This window comes from Bradyrhizobium sp. LMG 9283, assembly GCF_045571415.1.
Classification (GTDB): Bacteria; Pseudomonadota; Alphaproteobacteria; order Rhizobiales; family Xanthobacteraceae; genus Bradyrhizobium.
Genome location: NZ_CP120691.1, coordinates 349,797 through 365,122 on the forward strand (window position 1 = coordinate 349,797; position 15,326 = coordinate 365,122).

Annotated in this window: 17 protein-coding genes; 9 read left to right on the forward strand and 8 right to left on the reverse strand. The window is 63.8% G+C overall.

Annotated features, from left to right (window positions below):
• Positions 1–29: 29 nt before the first annotated feature.
• Positions 30–935: a LysR family transcriptional regulator gene (locus tag P6U29_RS01625; RefSeq protein ID WP_407116029.1), complete on the reverse strand. Its 906-nt coding sequence runs from the start codon at positions 933–935 to the stop codon at positions 30–32.
• Positions 936–1,040: 105 nt separating this feature from the next.
• On the opposite strand from P6U29_RS01625, the gene P6U29_RS01630 reads away from it, so the two are divergent.
• Together P6U29_RS01630 and P6U29_RS01635 are read left to right on the forward strand one after the other, a co-directional pair.
• Complete coding sequence (locus P6U29_RS01630) at positions 1,041–1,307, forward strand: hypothetical protein (protein ID WP_407116030.1); 267 nt, start codon at positions 1,041–1,043, stop codon at positions 1,305–1,307.
• Complete coding sequence (locus P6U29_RS01635) at positions 1,304–2,161, forward strand: sulfite exporter TauE/SafE family protein (RefSeq protein WP_407116031.1); 858 nt, start codon at positions 1,304–1,306, stop codon at positions 2,159–2,161. The genes P6U29_RS01630 and P6U29_RS01635 overlap by 4 nt, the downstream gene beginning before the upstream one ends.
• Before the next feature lie 181 nt (positions 2,162–2,342).
• Here the strand turns inward: P6U29_RS01635 and P6U29_RS01640 are convergent, their stop codons facing one another.
• Together P6U29_RS01640 and P6U29_RS01645 are read right to left on the reverse strand one after the other, a co-directional pair.
• A complete protein-coding gene (locus P6U29_RS01640; RefSeq protein ID WP_407116032.1) occupies positions 2,343–2,840 on the reverse strand; it encodes a hypothetical protein in 498 nt (165 codons plus the stop codon).
• A 28-nt stretch (positions 2,841–2,868) separates the two neighbouring features.
• Entirely contained in the window at positions 2,869–4,398 is a 1,530-nt protein-coding gene (locus P6U29_RS01645) for a malonate--CoA ligase (RefSeq protein ID WP_407116033.1), read from the reverse strand.
• A gap of 86 nt (positions 4,399–4,484) precedes the next feature.
• On the opposite strand from P6U29_RS01645, the gene P6U29_RS01650 reads away from it, so the two are divergent.
• The 4 genes from P6U29_RS01650 to P6U29_RS01665 all read left to right on the forward strand — a co-directional run bounded on the left by P6U29_RS01650 (position 4,485) and on the right by P6U29_RS01665 (position 7,788).
• The gene (locus P6U29_RS01650) at positions 4,485–5,246 is read left to right on the forward strand and encodes an SDR family oxidoreductase (protein WP_407116034.1); all 762 of its coding nucleotides are present in this window, start codon (positions 4,485–4,487) and stop codon (positions 5,244–5,246) included.
• A gap of 377 nt (positions 5,247–5,623) precedes the next feature.
• Positions 5,624–6,178, forward strand: coding sequence for a fasciclin domain-containing protein (locus tag P6U29_RS01655; protein ID WP_407116035.1), 555 nt, complete (start codon positions 5,624–5,626; stop codon positions 6,176–6,178).
• Between the two features lie 183 nt (positions 6,179–6,361).
• Complete coding sequence (locus P6U29_RS01660) at positions 6,362–6,991, forward strand: cytochrome b/b6 domain-containing protein (protein WP_407116036.1); 630 nt, start codon at positions 6,362–6,364, stop codon at positions 6,989–6,991.
• A 14-nt stretch (positions 6,992–7,005) separates the two neighbouring features.
• Positions 7,006–7,788, forward strand: a complete 783-nt coding sequence (locus P6U29_RS01665) for a molybdopterin-binding protein (RefSeq protein ID WP_407116037.1) — start codon at positions 7,006–7,008, stop codon at positions 7,786–7,788.
• Positions 7,789–7,882: 94 nt separating this feature from the next.
• Here P6U29_RS01665 and P6U29_RS01670 read toward each other — a convergent pair whose 3' ends face one another.
• Positions 7,883–9,082 carry a YbfB/YjiJ family MFS transporter gene (locus tag P6U29_RS01670; RefSeq protein ID WP_407116038.1) on the reverse strand — a complete coding sequence of 400 codons (1,200 nt, stop codon included), beginning with the start codon at positions 9,080–9,082 and terminating at the stop codon, positions 7,883–7,885.
• 130 nt (positions 9,083–9,212) lie between these two features.
• Here P6U29_RS01670 and leuB point away from each other — a divergent pair, with 130 nt between their 5' ends.
• Entirely contained in the window at positions 9,213–10,325 is a 1,113-nt protein-coding gene (gene leuB / locus P6U29_RS01675; RefSeq protein ID WP_407116039.1) for a 3-isopropylmalate dehydrogenase, read from the forward strand.
• A 176-nt stretch (positions 10,326–10,501) separates the two neighbouring features.
• On the opposite strand, the gene P6U29_RS01680 is transcribed toward leuB, so the two are convergent.
• Complete coding sequence (locus P6U29_RS01680) at positions 10,502–10,885, reverse strand: hypothetical protein (protein WP_122400366.1); 384 nt, start codon at positions 10,883–10,885, stop codon at positions 10,502–10,504.
• A 156-nt stretch (positions 10,886–11,041) separates the two neighbouring features.
• Positions 11,042–11,830 (reverse strand): hypothetical protein, encoded by a 789-nt coding sequence (locus P6U29_RS01685; RefSeq protein WP_407116040.1) that lies wholly within the window; start codon positions 11,828–11,830, stop codon positions 11,042–11,044.
• A 116-nt stretch (positions 11,831–11,946) separates the two neighbouring features.
• On the opposite strand from P6U29_RS01685, the gene P6U29_RS01690 reads away from it, so the two are divergent.
• Positions 11,947–12,981, forward strand: coding sequence for an aspartate-semialdehyde dehydrogenase (locus P6U29_RS01690; RefSeq protein ID WP_407116041.1), 1,035 nt, complete (start codon positions 11,947–11,949; stop codon positions 12,979–12,981).
• Between the two features lie 113 nt (positions 12,982–13,094).
• Here P6U29_RS01690 and P6U29_RS01695 read toward each other — a convergent pair whose 3' ends face one another.
• Entirely contained in the window at positions 13,095–13,736 is a 642-nt protein-coding gene (locus tag P6U29_RS01695; RefSeq protein WP_407116042.1) for a carbonic anhydrase, read from the reverse strand.
• A gap of 109 nt (positions 13,737–13,845) precedes the next feature.
• Here P6U29_RS01695 and P6U29_RS01700 point away from each other — a divergent pair, with 109 nt between their 5' ends.
• Positions 13,846–14,727, forward strand: a complete 882-nt coding sequence (locus P6U29_RS01700; RefSeq protein ID WP_407116043.1) for an HpcH/HpaI aldolase/citrate lyase family protein — start codon at positions 13,846–13,848, stop codon at positions 14,725–14,727.
• A gap of 57 nt (positions 14,728–14,784) precedes the next feature.
• Here the strand turns inward: P6U29_RS01700 and P6U29_RS01705 are convergent, their stop codons facing one another.
• A complete protein-coding gene (locus P6U29_RS01705; protein WP_407116044.1) occupies positions 14,785–15,258 on the reverse strand; it encodes a hypothetical protein in 474 nt (157 codons plus the stop codon).
• Between the last annotated feature and the right edge of the window lie 68 nt (positions 15,259–15,326).

The following is a 15,326-nucleotide window of genomic DNA, read 5'->3' on the forward strand; positions in this document are numbered from 1 at the left end:
ACGTTCTGCATTCCACCCCGCCACCGAGATCACCGACTCAGCGGATCGCTTCCCTGCCACTGCGCGACCAGGAAATCGATGAAGGCGCGAATTTTCGTCGAGCCAAGGCGCGACGGCTGATACAGCGCGTTCAGTGGTGCCGGCGCCGGCTCGTGCGCGCGCAACAGCCGCTGCAGGCGTCCTTCGGCCAGCTGCCTCTCCACCTGCCATGACGGCACGCGAGCGATGCCTGCGCCGTTCTCGGCGGCGGCCGCGAGTGCATCGAGGCTGTTGACCCAGAGCCGTCCCGAGATGCGGACTCGCATTCCGTCGTCCGCCTCGCGCCCGAATCGCCAGGTGGCAGCGCCCGGCGCGTCGGAAAACACCAGACAATCATGCTGCGCCAGGTCGGCAGGCGTATCTGGTTTGCCGCGGCGTGCGAGGTAATCGGGCGAGGCACAGTGAATCATCTGAACCTCCGCGAGCTTTCGCATCACCAGCTGTGAATCCGGCATGCGCCCGACGCGAAGTGCCAGGTGAACGTCCTCCTCGATCAAATCGACATTGCGGTCGACCAGCAGCAGGTTGACGGAGAGCGATGGGTAGGCGCGCAGGAAATCGCCGAGCAGTGGCGCGATCAGCAGGCGTCCCATCAACGTTGGCGCGCTCACGCGCAGCCGCCCCGACGGCTCGCGACGATTACCGGCCAGTCCTTCCTCGATCTCCTTGAGCTCGCCCAGGATCGATTTGGCGCGCTCGTAGAGCATGCGTCCCTCCTCGGTGAGCGCGAGCTGTCGGGTCGTGCGCATCAAGAGCCGCGTGCCGAAGTGTCGCTCGAGCGCGGAAATCTGCCGGCTCACCGACGTCAGCGAGCTCGGCAATGATCGCGCCGCCGCCGACAGGCTGCCGGCGTCCACGGCCCGCACGAAGGTCGCCATCGCCGCAAGCTGGTCCATCGCCATCCTTCCGCAATTCGCAAGGGAGCATGCCGCTTGCCAGAGATAGCGCCGAAAAACGGAAGGGTCTACCTTGCACAGATCCAAGCAGTCCGGGACACGCTCATGCCTACCCATGTCAGCCTGACACCCATCGCCCACCGGCGAACCGCGCGTCGTCTCCATGACAACGTGTCGGGCGATTTGCTCCCGTTGCTGGTCTTCTCGCTGGTCGGCGTCACCATCGACGGCCTCGCGGAGCTTGGTGCGTATGGGCGACAAGCCATGGGCTTCGCGGGCCTGCTCCTCGTCATCTCCGCGCCCCTCCTCGCCGCTGCCGCAGCCTTCTGCGTCGCGTATCCGCGAGAGCTGCCGACGGATTGCCGCCGATGAGCGGCCTCGAGGTCTTTGACGTCGTCGAGCTCGCGCTGCTGCTGATCGCAACCGGCGCGCTCTCCGGATTTCTGGCCGGCGTGTTCGGCATCGGCGGCGGCGCGATCCTCGTGCCGGTGTTCTATGAATGCTTCCGCATCGCCGGCGTGCCGCTGGAGGTGCGGATGCCGCTCTGCGTTGGCACCTCGCTGGCGGTGATCATCCCGACCTCGATCCGCTCGTTCCAGGCGCATTACAAGCGCGGCGCCGTCGATATGACCATCTTGCGCGTCTGGTGGCTGCCGATCCTGATCGGCGTCCTCGCCGGCAGCGTCGTCGCGCGCTTTGCGCCGGAGCGGCTGTTCAAGATCGTGTTCGTCGCCGTCGCCTGGTCGGCGGCCGCACGTCTGATCTTCGCGCGCGAAGGCTGGAAGTTCGGCGACGATCTGCCGAAGGGGCCGTTGATGCGCGTCTACGGCTTCTGCGTCGGCATCCTGTCCACGCTGATGGGCATCGGCGGCGGCCTGTTCTCGAACCTCCTGATGACCTTCTATAGCCGTCCTATCCATCAGGCGGTCGCGACCTCGTCGGCGCTCGCGGTGCTGATCTCGATCCCCGGCGCGCTCGGCTATATCTATGCGGGCTGGCCTGCGGCCGCGAATTATCCGGCTGTTACGGCGCTGCAAATCCCGTTCGCGCTCGGCTACGTCTCGCTGATCGGCGCCGTGCTGGTGATGCCGATGAGTCTCGTCACCGCACCGCTCGGTGTGAAGGCCGCGCATGCAATGTCGAAGCGGACGCTGGAGGCCGCGTTCGGATGCTATCTGTTCCTCGTCGGCAGCCGGTTTGTGATGAGCCTGGTGGGCGGGCAATAGCCGCCACAACCTCCGTCATTGCGAGCGAAGCGAAGCAATCAAGAATCTTTCGGCGGAAGCAGTCTGGATTTGCTTCGTCGCAAGGGCTCCTCGCAATGACGGAGTGAGAGTGCTCGCGATCTCAATCCCGACGCCGCGCGGGACAGCGAACGGGTGAGCACCGATCGTGTCTAATTGGCCGCTAGTCCTTCAATCGGACTTCACTGTCGAACCACAGCCGGAGATCGCCGATGCCTTCGATGCGACCGGTATCTGAAAGCAGTCTCAGTCGCGCAGCAATCATTTCGCCTTCAATGGGCAATCCCAGCTCTTTACAGCGGTCCATCACAAGAGTGACCATCATGGCGGTCTTCCGCCACGTCGGCTTCATGATCGAGAAAATGATCTCATCGACCTGCTGCTCGGTCACCGACGGCGGCAGGCGCACCTCGTCCCATGTGAGCTCGCAGGTGAATACGAGGGGTTCTCGATCGGACTTTGGCGGCTCCAGATCAGGATACTGATCGTAGATCGGCTGAAGCAACTCATCCTCCAAAGCGGCAACGACTTCGTCCAGCCAATCCCCAAGCTCGATCCGCTCAGCCTTGCCAAGCGCCGCGATGACCATTCGGGCCTGGTCGAGGGCCGTGTAAGCATCAAGAAGATGATCGTTGATCCGAACGGCCTGCTCTCGGTTCATGCGTCCCACCCCGAAGCGATTGCGCCCCTCACTTCTTCGCGTAAATATCCTTGTACGTATCCCGCAAAATGTTCTTCTGCACCTTGCCCATCGTATTGCGCGGCAGCTCGTCAACCACGAACACCCGCTTCGGCATCTTGAATTTCGCGAGGCGTCCTTCCAGGCCCTTCAGCACGGCCGCTTCATCGATGCTCGCGCCGGGCTGCCGCACCAGCACCGCCGTGACGCCCTCGCCGAAATCGGCATGCGGCACGCCGATCACCGCGGATTCGACCACGCCGGGCATGGCGTCGATCTCGCTCTCGATCTCCTTGGGGTAGACGTTGAAGCCGCCGGAGATGACGAGATCCTTGCCGCGGCCGAGAATGTGGACGTAGCCCTTGTTGTCGATCTTGCCGAGGTCACCGGTGATGAAGAAGCCGTCGGGCCGGAATTCGGTCTTGGTCTTCTCCGGCATGCGCCAGTAGCCCTTGAATACGTTCGGGCCCTTCACCTCGATCATGCCGATCTCTTCGCGTGGCAGCTCCTTGCCCGTCTCCGGATCGGTCACGCGCACTGAGACGCCCGGCAGCGGAAAGCCGACCGCGCCGGGCACGCGCTCACCGTCATAGGGGTTCGACGTGTTCATGTTGGTCTCGGTCATGCCGTAGCGCTCGAGCACGGCATGGCCCGTGCGCGCCGACCATTCGCGATGGGTCTCGGCCAGCAGCGGTGCCGAGCCCGAGATGAACAGCCGCATGTGTTTCGTGGTCTCGGGCGACAGCGCGGGATTCTGCAGCAGGCGCGTATAGAAGGTCGGCACGCCCATCAGCACCGTCGCGCGCGCCATCAGCTTGATGATCAGGTCAGGATCGAGCTTCGGCAGGAAGACCATCGAGGCGCGGGCGAACAGCGTCACATTGGTCGCCACGAACAGGCCATGCGTATGGTAGATCGGCAGCGCGTGGATCAAGACGTCCTTGTCGGTGAAGCGCCAGTAATCGACGAGCGAGAGCGAGTTCGACGCCAGATTATCGTGGGTCAGCATCGCGCCCTTGGAGCGGCCGGTGGTGCCTGACGTGTAGAGGATCGCGGCGAGATCGTCGTTCGCGCGAGGCACGGTCGTGAACTCGCTGCTCGCCTTATCGGCGGCCTCAGTCAGCGAGCCCTTGCCGTCGGGCCCGAGCGTCTCGACCTTGGCCTTCACCTTGGCGGCGATCGGGCCGAGCCCTTCCGCTTTCGAGGGATCGCAGACCACGAGCGATGGCTCGGCATCGCCAATGAAATAGTCGAGCTCGTTCAGCGTGTAGGCCGTGTTCAGCGGCAGATAGACAGCGCCGGCGCGAACCGTGCCGAGATAGAGCACGATGTTGGCCACGGATTTTTCCACCTGCACCGCAACGCGATCGCCGGGCTTCACGCCGCGGGCGACCAGCACGTTCGCCATTTGCCCGGCGCGTGCGATCAGATCGCCATAGCTGATATGAGCGCCGTCATGCGTCTCGATCGCAAGGCGCTTCGGATCGTCCAGGCCGTCGAACAGGCGGGAAAACAGGTTGGCGTTGGCAGCTTGGTTCATGCAACATTCCTCGCCGGCGAAGGCCGGTCAAAACCGAGGGCTGGATTAGCAAAAACCGCCCCGATGAAGCAACGGAGACAGTTTGCATGTCAAAAAACGGGAAACGCGTGGCCTGGGTTACGGGCGGCGGCAGCGGGATTGGGGAGGCCGGCGCGGAGGCGCTTGCGGCTGATGGCTGGACGGTGGTGGTGTCCGGGCGGCGCAAGGACATCCTGGATGCCGTGGTTGCTAAGATCAGTAACGCGGGCGGGGCGGCCGAGGCCATTGCACTCGACGTGTCCGACGCCGCGGAGGCCCAGAAGGCGGCCGATCAGATCGTCGCGAAGCACGGCCGCATCGATCTCCTGGTCAACAATGCCGGTGTCAATGTTCCCAAGCGCAGCTGGAAGGACATGGAACTGGAGGGCTGGGACAAGCTGGTCCAGGTCAATCTCAACGGCGTGCTCTATTGCATGCGCGCGGTGCTGCCGACGATGCGCAAGCAGCAGGACGGCTCGATCATCAACGTCTCCTCCTGGGCCGGCCGCCACGTCTCGAAGATGCCGGGCCCGGCCTACACCACGACCAAGCACGCGGTGCTGGCGCTGACCCATTCCTTCAACATGGACGAATGCGTCAACGGCCTGCGCGCCTGCTGCTTGATGCCGGGCGAGGTGGCCACCCCGATCCTGAAGCTGCGTCCAGTGGTGCCGAGCGAAGAGGAGCAGGCCAAGATGCTGCAACCCGAAGACCTCGGCCGCACCATCGCCTTCATCGCCAGCATGCCGCCGCGCGTCTGCATCAACGAGCTCCTGATCAGCCCGACGCATAATCGCGGCTTCATCCAGACGCCGCAGAGCAGGGATTGAGAGCTCGTAGCTCGGATGGAGCGAAGCGCAATCCGGGATCAGTGCCGCAAGCGATGACCGCCCTGGATTGCGCTTCGCTCCATCCGAGCTACACCCCATCATTGCGAGCGAAGCGACGCAATCCAGGAATGTGTCTGCGGAGGCAGCCTGGATTGCTTCGTCGCAAGGGCTCCTCGCAGTGCGGGCTGAGCCACCACACGAACACGTTGCCGCATAGTTTCACGCATCACAAAGAATTTTTCCTCGAAACCGCACCCAAAACCCTCCCGTAGTTCGGCCAACGACGGCGCTGCTGCTTCACGAAGGGTCGCAAGCACCGTTGTTGCCCAACTCAAACACCGGCCATCGCCGGTCTCAATTCAATCGGGAGACTTTCCATGTCGAAGCGCATTGCCTATCTCGCTGCCGCCGCCTTCAGCGCCCTCGCCATCACCGCGACCGTTGTCGCGCCTGTGAGCGCCGAGGAGAAGACCGTCATGGTCGGCGGCGCCGCGATGTTCCCGTCCAAGAACATCGTGCAGAACGCGGTCAACTCGAAGGACCACACCACGCTGGTGGCCGCGGTGAAGGCGGCGGGCCTCGTACCGACGCTGGAAAGCAAGGGACCATTCACGGTGTTCGCGCCGACCAACGCGGCCTTCGGCAAGCTGCCGGCCGGCACCGTCGACAACCTGGTCAAGCCCGAGAACAAGGCGACTCTGACCAAGATCCTCACCTACCATGTCGTGCCCGGCAAGCTCGAGGCCTCCGACCTCACCGACGGCAAGAAGCTGAAGACCGCGGAGGGCGAGGAACTGACGGTCAAGAAGATGGACGGCAAGACCTGGATCGTCGACGCCAAGGGCGGCACTTCCATGGTCACGATCTCCAACGTCAACCAGTCGAACGGCGTGATCCATGTGGTCGACACCGTGCTGATGCCGGCGACGTAACACCTCGCGCCCCTGTTTCATCCCCGAACAGGACGCTTTGAGACGGCGAGCCGGGGGTGCCCGGCTCGCTTTTTCGTGACCGCCATAGCCTCACGGCATCGATTCGATGGCCCGAGGGGCGTAACGAAAGCGGACGCACCGGCGTATAATTGTCGTTACACGATCGCCAGGACGGGAACCATCATGTCGAGCCTCACAGTCACCGACGAGCAGGTCAGCGCCACCCCGGCCAAAGTGATCCAACCGGCCTGGGTCCGGGTCATGCACTGGATCAACGCCCTCGCCATGATCCTGATGATCCTGTCGGGCTGGCAGATCTACAACGCCTCGCCGCTGTTCGGCTTCAGCTTCCCACGCGAGTACACGCTCGGTGGTTGGCTCGGCGGCGGCCTGCTCTGGCACTTTGCGGCGATGTGGCTCTTGATGATCAATGGTCTCGCTTATCTCGTCACGGGATTCGCCACCGGCCGCTTCCGGAAAAAACTGCTGCCGATCACGCCATCCGGCGTGCTCCACGACGTCAGGGCGGCCCTGACCTTCAAGCTCGGCCATGACGACCCCACCGTCTACAATTACGTGCAGCGCCTGCTCTATGCCGGCATCATCGTGGTCGGGGTGCTGATCGTGCTGTCGGGCCTCGGGCTGTGGAAGCCGGTGCAGCTCTATTACCTCGTGATGCTGTTCGGCGACTATCCGACCGCGCGCTATGTCCACTTCTTCTGCATGGCCGCGATCTGCGCCTTCCTGGTCATTCACGTCCTGCTCGCGCTGCTGGTGCCGAAGAGCCTGCGTGCGATGATCATCGGCCGTTGATTAGGAGAACCGTCATGGCCAAGCGTCCGTTCCTCATCCCCGGCGTCGACAAGCGACTGCTGATCAAAGACTCCATCAAGACGATGCCTGACCTCACCCGCCGCCGCTTCATCGCGGGCGGCGCGAGCCTCGGCGCGCTGACGCTGCTCACCGGTTGCGACGTCGTGGACTCCTCTTCGGCCGAGGAGATGCTGAAGCAGGTCTCGAAATTCAACGACGCGGTGCAGGCCTTCATCTTCAATCCCGACGCGCTGGCGCCGACCTTCCCCGAGAGCGCGATCACAAAGCCGTTCCCGTTCAACGCCTATTACGATCTCGACGACGCGCCCGATATCGACGGAAAAGACTGGAAGCTCGAGGTGCGTGGCCTCGTCGACAACAAGAAATCGTGGACGCTGGACGAGCTCTATCAATTGCCGCAGGTCACGCAGATCACCCGCCATATCTGCGTCGAGGGCTGGAGCGCGATCGGCAGCTGGACCGGCACGCCCATGCGCGACTTCCTCAAGTTGATCGGCGCGGACACGCGCGCCAAATACGTCTGGTTCCAGTGTGCCGACAAGGACGGCTACAACTCGCCGCTCGACATGCGCAGCGCGCTGCATCCGCAGACCCAGATGACGTTCAAATATGCGAACGAGATTTTGCCCCGCGCCTACGGCTTCCCGATGAAGATCCGCGTGCCGACAAAGCTCGGCTTCAAGAACCCGAAATACGTGGTCTCCATGGAAGTCACCAACGACTACAAAGGCGGCTATTGGGAAGACCAGGGGTACAATTCGTTCAGCGGGAGCTGACTCTGCTGTCGTAGGGTGGCAAAGCGAAGCGTGCCCACCATTGCATCCATCATGAATAAGACTGTGGGCACGGCGCTCCGCGCCTTTTCCCATCCTACGGCACCGGCTGTTTGGCTGGCCCTACCTTGCGCTGGCACAGCGCCGCAACTGCCCCCAGCGCCAATAGCGCCGCCGACACATTGAGCGCGTAACTCAAGCTCCCCAGCGCGTCGGTGATCGCGCCGACCACGATCGGACCGAGCGTCTGGCCGACGCCGAACGAGATCGTCATCGCCGCAATCGCGGTCGGCCACACCTCAGGCGGATAGTTGAAGCGCACGAAGGCGGTGGTCGAGCCGACCACGGCGAAGAAGGCGACGCCGAACACAACGGCCGAAACCGCAAGCCAAGCCGGCGAATGCCCGAGCATCGGCAAGGCGGCGCCCAGCGCGTTGGTGCCGAGGATGATGGCGGTGGCGAGCCCGCCGCGGTCGAGCGCCAGCACGCCGCGCCAGGCCCAGGGCGTTACGAAGGCGGACAGACCGATCAGGCTCCAGAACGCCGCCTGCGCCGTGGCCCCGCCGCCGCCGTCGCGCACATAGGCGATCATGAAAGTCATGTAGGCGATGTAGCCGGCGCCAAACAGGAAGTAGCCGGCGAGATAGATCAGCACCGGCAGGATCGCGAACGACGCGTGACTGCCTTCCGAGAAGCGCGCGCCGCTTTCGATGCGGATCAGGAACAGCGGGATGGTCATCGCAACCGACAGCAGCGTCAGCGCCCACCACACGATCCACCACGAGCCGGGTCCGAAATATTCTAGCGTGAACGGGGCGATCAACCCGGATGATAGAATGCCGATGCCTGGCCCGGCATAGAACAGGCTGAGCAGGAAATTGGCGCGCGCGGGCTGCGACTGCGCAATGGTCGCGGCCAGCGCGCCGCCGGCGACGAAGCCCGCCGCCGCGCCCAGGCCCAGCACGAGACGGGCAAGGCTTAGCGCGACGAAATTGCCTGATAGCGCGCAGGTCGCAAGCGCGGCGACGCAGGCCAGAGTTCCGCCGCGGATGGCGGCTGCCCAGCCGACGCGCTGGATCAGCCGGGACGCGACAAGCGCGCCCACGAGGTAGCCGACGGCATTGATGGTGTTCATGAAACCGGCCGCCGAGTAGGACCAGCCGAGGTCCTCCCGCATGTCGGGCAACACCAGCGCATAGGCAAAGCGGCCGATGCCGAGCCCGACCGTCGCCGCCAGCGACAGGGTCAGGATCAGCCGCGCAGGATGCGGGTTCGGGGGACGGTCAGGGGCGTGCAAGGGGTACTCCGGCACGCGCAGTGTGGCAGGCCCTGCCCGTCTTGCACAGCCGCGAGGCGGCAATGGTGTCTTGCCAAGCGCGCAACGCCGCTCTAGCACTCCGGCCGAATTCGACCTGAGAGGAACGACCATGGCGACCCACAAATTGCTGCTGCTCCCCGGCGACGGTATCGGCCCCGAGGTGATGGGCGAGGTGAAGCGGCTGATCGATTGGCTGAATTCGGCCGGGATCGCCAAATTCGAGACCGATACCGGCCTCGTCGGCGGCTCGGCCTATGACGCTCACAAGGTCTCGATCTCCGAGGGCGACATGGCCAAGGCCAAGGACGCCGATGCCGTGATCTTCGGCGCCGTCGGCGGCCCGAAATGGGATGCGGTGCCTTACGAGGTGCGTCCCGAAGCCGGCCTGCTCCGCCTGCGCAAGGATCTCGCTCTGTTCGCCAACCTCCGTCCCGCCGTGTGCTATCCGGCGCTGGCCGATGCCTCCAGCCTGAAGCGCGAGGCGGTCGAGGGCCTCGACATCGTCATCGTGCGCGAGCTCACCGGCGGCGTCTATTTCGGCGAGCCCAAGACCATCACCGATCTCGGCAACGGCCAGAAGCGCGCCATCGATACCCAGGTCTATGACACCTATGAGATCGAGCGCATCGGCCGCGTCGCCTTCGAGCTTGCCAGGAAGCGCAAGAACAAGGTGACGTCGATGGAGAAGCGCAACGTCATGAAGTCGGGCGTGCTCTGGAACGAGGTCATGACTCAGGTCCACAAGCGCGAATATCCTGACGTCACGCTCGAGCACCAGCTCGCCGATTCCGGCGGCATGATGCTGGTGAAGTGGCCGAAGCAGTTCGACGTCATCGTCACCGACAACCTGTTCGGCGACATGCTCTCCGACATCGCGGCGATGCTGACCGGCTCGCTCGGCATGCTGCCCTCGGCCTCGCTCGGCGAAGTCGATGTGAAGAGCAAGAAGCGCAAGGCGCTGTACGAGCCCGTGCACGGCTCGGCGCCTGATATCGCGGGCAAGGGCCTTGCCAATCCCATTGCGATGATCTCGTCCTTCGGCATGGCACTGCGCTACTCCTTCGACATGGGCGATCTCGCCGACAAGATCGACCAGGCGATCGCCGCCATCCTCGCCAGCGGCCTGCGCACCGCCGACATCAAGTCGGAAGGCACCACGGCTGCTTCCACCACGCAGATGGGCGAAGCGATTTTGAAGGAATTGCAGAAGCTGCACGCGTGAGGCTTGCACCACAAACGTAGGGTGGGCAAAGCGCAAGCGTGCCCACCATTTCAGTCGCGATTGCCGAAGGATGGTGGGCACGGCGCAAGAGCGCCTTTGCCCACCCTACGCCATCTCGTGAAAACAAAAATGGCCGGGCTCACGCCCGGCCATTTTGATTCGGGTAGCTCGTCCGCTCAGTACAGCGGGAAGTTCTGCGGATAGCCGCCGACATCCTGCGGCGGGGAGAGCGGCTGGCGGTCGATCGGGCGGTTGAGGTTCTCGCGGGCGAAGGATGGATAGCCCACCGCCGGCGGGAAGGCGTAGTCGGTGAACTTGCGGTCGCCCGGATTGACTTCGGTGCCGCCGTCGAGCCAGGAGCGCTTGCTCACATAGATGCGGGTGCGGCCCTGCTGATAGACCGCGTTGGGGCCGCTCGGGCCGTAATAGGGGCGGCCGCGCTCGTCATAGCGCTTGGTCCTGGTGTCGGCGGAGGCCGGCGTCGCGACGGACATGGCAATCACGGCGCCCGCCGCAAGCCAGGTCGCCAATTTGTTCGCCGCAGAAAATTTCGAGCTCATCACGTCCCCTTCAGGCGGCAAGCCGCCAGTCGATTTCACCCCATACTAGCCCGCCCGGGGTGACCGCAACTAGGTCTATTGGGTCACACCAGCGGGGAATAATCGTGCGCGCCGGCAAATGTTGCATGCAAACCAGCCACTTGAGTTTGATGCCGGTCAAAGCGTCCCGCGCAATTGCGCATTGGCGGCGCCGAGCAGCCAGTCCGGTGAGCCCCGCGAATCGCAGGAGCGGCGCTTGAGCTCGGCATGGGCGAACAATTCCGCCAGCTTTGGCTCGTTACCCGAGGTCAGCAGCGTCAGCCGGTTCAGCGTGCAGGCGATCGCCGCGCGCGTCGCGGGCAGGCCGTCGCCCTGGCAGGAGAAGCCGGAGATCTGCAAGCCCGGCTCCTCGCTGCGCTTGAGGTAGCCGAGGCAGCCCTGCGCACTCTCCGTTGTGCCGGTTGGCCGGAACAGGGCAACGGGGCCAAATTTGGTGTCGATCAGGCCGGCCTGCTCGAGCAGGACGGCCGCACCCAAACCCATCCGGGCGGCCAGACCCGCGGCCGCCGGCCGTGTCACGTCGAATTCGGCGCCTTGGCGGTAGATTTCGAGCTCGGCGACAGGCTTGTCCGCGTCTCCGCTCCAGCGCAGCACGTCCCTGCGGCCGCCTTCGGGATGCCTGAAGATGATGTAAGGTATTGTTTTATCTGATGAATCGAGCCGGCTGACGGCGAAGGCAGGGTGCGAGCGGTCGGCCACGCTCCAGCCCGGCTTGTCCGGCGGTTCGCCGTCCTGCAAGTCAGGTAGCTGGCCGAGCGCTGCGACGCCGAGGATGGCAAACAAGGCGAGCGCCCCCACATAGGCGATCAGGCGCGCCAGCGTGCCGACGACCTCGTCGGCGAAGGCTAAAAGCGTCAGATGGATCTGGGTAGGGCTAACGGCCGTGCTGGCCTCAGGCGACTGCATCCACGGCCTTCAGGCATGGTCCCACGTTGTCTTGCGGCCGGTTCTCGCATAGAAGCGCTGCTCTTCCTGTTTAAGCGTCAGCTTCAGGAACGGGCTTTTTCATCGGAGAGTGAACGATGGGTTACAAAGTCGCAGTCGTCGGCGCGACCGGCAATGTCGGTCGGGAAATGCTCAACATCCTCGACGAGCGCAAATTCCCCGCGGACGAGGTTGTGGCCCTGGCGTCGCGCCGCAGCGTCGGCGTCGAGGTCTCCTATGGCGACCGCACCCTGAAGGTCAAAGCGCTCGAGCATTACGACTTCTCCGACGTCGATATCTGCCTGATGTCGGCGGGCGGCGCAGTGTCGAAGGAATGGTCGCCGCAGATCGGCGCTGCCGGCGCCGTCGTGATCGACAATTCCTCGGCCTGGCGCATGGATCCGGACGTGCCGCTGATCGTGCCGGAAGTGAACGCAGGCGCGACCGAAGGCTTCAAGAAGAAGAACATCATCGCCAACCCGAACTGCTCGACCGCGCAGCTCGTGGTCGCGCTGAAGCCGCTGCACGACAAGGCGACCATCAAGCGCGTCGTGGTCTCGACCTATCAATCGGTCTCGGGCGCCGGCAAGGACGCGATGGACGAATTGTTCTCGCAGACCAAGGCCGTCTACACCAATGACGAGCTGGTCGCGAAGAAATTCCCCAAGCGCATCGCCTTCAACGTCATCCCCCACATCGACGTCTTCATGGAGGACGGCTACACCAAGGAAGAGTGGAAGATGATGGCGGAGACCAAGAAGATCCTGGATCCCAAGATCAAGCTCTCCGCGACCTGCGTGCGCGTGCCTGTCTTCGTCGGCCACTCCGAGGCCGTCAACATCGAGTTCGAGAACCCGATCAGTGCGGACGACGCCCGCGAGATCCTGCGCAAGGCGCCCGGCTGCCTCGTCATCGACAAGCAGGAGCCCGGCGGCTACGCGACTCCCTATGAAGCCGCCGGCGAGGACGCCACCTATATCAGCCGCATCCGCGAGGACGCGACGGTGGAGAACGGTCTCGTGCTGTGGTGCGTGTCAGACAACCTGCGCAAGGGCGCCGCGCTCAACGCGATCCAGATCGCCGAAGTCCTGATCAATCGCAAGCTGATCACCGCGAAGAAGAAGGCGGCGTAACCCTCGAGCCGCCGTAGGGTGGGCAAAGGCGCGAAGCGCCGTGCCCACCATCTCTCCAAGATTGCGATAGAAGTGGTGGGCACGCTCCGCTTTGCCCACCCTACGGGAGCGGCTTACGTCTCGCGTACGCTCTTGAATTCCTTCGCCTCTTTGTCCAGCACGAACAGCGATCCCTCCGCGACGCCGAAATAAGCGCCGTGGGTCTGCATCTGGCCACTCTCCACGGCCTTGCGCACGAACGGGAAGGTCATGAGGTTTTCGAGGCTGCGGAACACCGCGGCTTTCTCGATGCGCTCCACGAACTGCGCCATGGTCTCGTGCTCGCGCTGCTCCACCACCTCGCCGGGCTTGATGAACATCTGCATCCATTTGCCGATGAAGTCACCGGGCGTCAGCGGCTCGATCTTGTCGACGAAGGCGCGGATGCCGCCGCATTGCGCGTGGCCGAGCACCACGATGTGCTTCACCTTCAGTACCGTCACCGCATATTCCAGCGCGGCGGAGACGCCATGTGCGTTCTCGTCGGGCTGATAGGTCGGCACCAGATTGGCGATGTTGCGGACGACGAAGAGCTCGCCCGGGCCGACGTCGAAGATCACTTCCGGCGAGACGCGGGAATCGCAGCAGCCGATCACCATCACTTCCGGCGACTGCCCCTTCACCGATAGCTCGCGGTAGCGGTTCTGCTCGGTCGGCAGCCGCTGGGTGGCGAAGGCCTTGTAGCCTTCCAGCAAATGCTTCGGGAATGTCATCATGTCTATGCCTAACCATAGAGCCCGGGAATGAACAAGCCTTTCGAATAGGCAGGCCAAGTGCTACGGCTCAGGTCAGAAGAAAGACGGGGAAACCGGAAGGAACGACCGCATGACCCGCCCGCGCCGCAGCCATCTGTTCATGCCCGGCTCCAACCCCCGCGCGCTGGAAAAGGCGCGGAATCTGGCCGCCGACGGCCTGATCCTCGATCTGGAAGACTCGGTCGCCCCCGAGGCCAAGGCGATGGCCCGCGACGGGATTGCCGCCGCGATCGCGGCCAAGGGTTTTGGCAAGCGCGAGATCCTGATCCGGACCAACGGCCTGGATACGCCCTGGTGGGCCGATGACGTCGCGATGGCCGCCAAGGCATCGCCCGACGGCATCCTGGTTCCAAAAGTTTCAAGCATCGAAGATCTCGATGCGATCGGCCGCAAGCTGGCCGAGCTTGGCGCTGCGCCGACCGTGAAAGTCTGGGCCATGATCGAGACCGCGCGCGCGGTGCTCCACGCCGAGGAGCTGTCCGCCGCCGGCCGCAATCCATCGAGCCGCCTCTCCGGTTTCGTGTTCGGCCCGAACGACATCTCGCGCGAGACGCGGATCAGGATGCTGCCGGGCCGCGCCGCGATGATTCCGATGATCACCCACTGCATCCTGGCGGCGCGCGCCCACGGCCTCGAAATCCTCGATGGCCCCTATAGCGACATCGCCAATTCCGACGGTTTCGCCACTGAATGCGCGCAAGGCCGCGACCTCGGCTTCGACGGCAAGACGCTGATCCATCCCTCGCAGATCGACGCCTGCAACGCGATCTTCACCCCGCCCGAAGAAGAAGTCGCGCGCGCGCGAAAGATCATCGCGGCGTTCGAATTGCCGGAGAACGCCTCGCGCGGTGCGATCCGTCTGGATGGCGCGATGGTCGAGCGCCTGCATGCCGACATGGCAAAGCGGACGATCGAGATCGCGGACGCGATCGCGGCGATGGGGAAGGGCTGACAATCGGTCGTGATCTTTTTGCTCTCCGCTGGAGCGATAGGTTGGGTGTTATTGCGACTAGTCGTAGTCACAACCCACCGGCCTCGGCGTGCGCTTGTTGATCTCCTCGCCAATTGCGGACACGCAGCCAGGCGCGAGCGATCGCGTCAATAGGTCCTGTGGCGCGGGGCAAATTTCTTCGTTGCCCGAGACCAACTTTCCCGCCTTGAACCGACAAGCAAGCTTGGCTGGGGCGGGTTCAAACTCAGACCAAACACGAATGGGGTCGCCGGCTGTCACCTCAGTGTACAAGACAACGAGCCATTTTTCCTTGCTCTGCACCATCAAGAGTTGGCAGCCGGAGTAGTTTGGCCCGATGTCTTTGGCGCGAGGATAGACGCGCAGCACCATGCCGTGATTCGTGTCTTCCCCCGCGTCCGCGGGTGGCTCAACAAGTTCGCAGTTCTTGCCCTGAGGGCGCATTTCTGCGGCTTGACCAACCCCAAACGGTATAAGCAGGAGAAGAGCGAGCGCGACAGCAGTGACTTTCATGACGCCAACAGTCTCTTGCGCCGTTCGACGGCGGCATGGGCAAGATCGTCCCAAGGTATCGCCGCGCA

Excerpts from the sequence above, each read along its gene's own strand:
- P6U29_RS01640 (WP_407116032.1), bottom strand. The coding sequence starts at position 2,840 with ATGAACCGAGAGCAGGCCGTTCGGATCAACGATCATCTTCTTGATGCT.
- P6U29_RS01625 (WP_407116029.1), bottom strand. The coding sequence starts at position 935 with ATGGACCAGCTTGCGGCGATGGCGACCTTCGTGCGGGCCGTGGACGCC.
- P6U29_RS01705 (WP_407116044.1), bottom strand. The coding sequence starts at position 15,258 with ATGAAAGTCACTGCTGTCGCGCTCGCTCTTCTCCTGCTTATACCGTTT.
- P6U29_RS01660 (WP_407116036.1), top strand. The coding sequence starts at position 6,362 with ATGTCGAGCCTCACAGTCACCGACGAGCAGGTCAGCGCCACCCCGGCC.
- P6U29_RS01635 (WP_407116031.1), top strand. The coding sequence starts at position 1,304 with ATGAGCGGCCTCGAGGTCTTTGACGTCGTCGAGCTCGCGCTGCTGCTG.
- P6U29_RS01655 (WP_407116035.1), top strand. The coding sequence starts at position 5,624 with ATGTCGAAGCGCATTGCCTATCTCGCTGCCGCCGCCTTCAGCGCCCTC.
- P6U29_RS01695 (WP_407116042.1), bottom strand. The coding sequence starts at position 13,736 with ATGATGACATTCCCGAAGCATTTGCTGGAAGGCTACAAGGCCTTCGCC.
- P6U29_RS01630 (WP_407116030.1), top strand. The coding sequence starts at position 1,041 with ATGCCTACCCATGTCAGCCTGACACCCATCGCCCACCGGCGAACCGCG.
- leuB (WP_407116039.1), top strand. The coding sequence starts at position 9,213 with ATGGCGACCCACAAATTGCTGCTGCTCCCCGGCGACGGTATCGGCCCC.
- P6U29_RS01645 (WP_407116033.1), bottom strand. The coding sequence starts at position 4,398 with ATGAACCAAGCTGCCAACGCCAACCTGTTTTCCCGCCTGTTCGACGGC.
- P6U29_RS01665 (WP_407116037.1), top strand. The coding sequence starts at position 7,006 with ATGGCCAAGCGTCCGTTCCTCATCCCCGGCGTCGACAAGCGACTGCTG.
- P6U29_RS01700 (WP_407116043.1), top strand. The coding sequence starts at position 13,846 with ATGACCCGCCCGCGCCGCAGCCATCTGTTCATGCCCGGCTCCAACCCC.
- P6U29_RS01680 (WP_122400366.1), bottom strand. The coding sequence starts at position 10,885 with ATGAGCTCGAAATTTTCTGCGGCGAACAAATTGGCGACCTGGCTTGCG.
- P6U29_RS01685 (WP_407116040.1), bottom strand. The coding sequence starts at position 11,830 with ATGCAGTCGCCTGAGGCCAGCACGGCCGTTAGCCCTACCCAGATCCAT.
- P6U29_RS01650 (WP_407116034.1), top strand. The coding sequence starts at position 4,485 with ATGTCAAAAAACGGGAAACGCGTGGCCTGGGTTACGGGCGGCGGCAGC.
- P6U29_RS01690 (WP_407116041.1), top strand. The coding sequence starts at position 11,947 with ATGGGTTACAAAGTCGCAGTCGTCGGCGCGACCGGCAATGTCGGTCGG.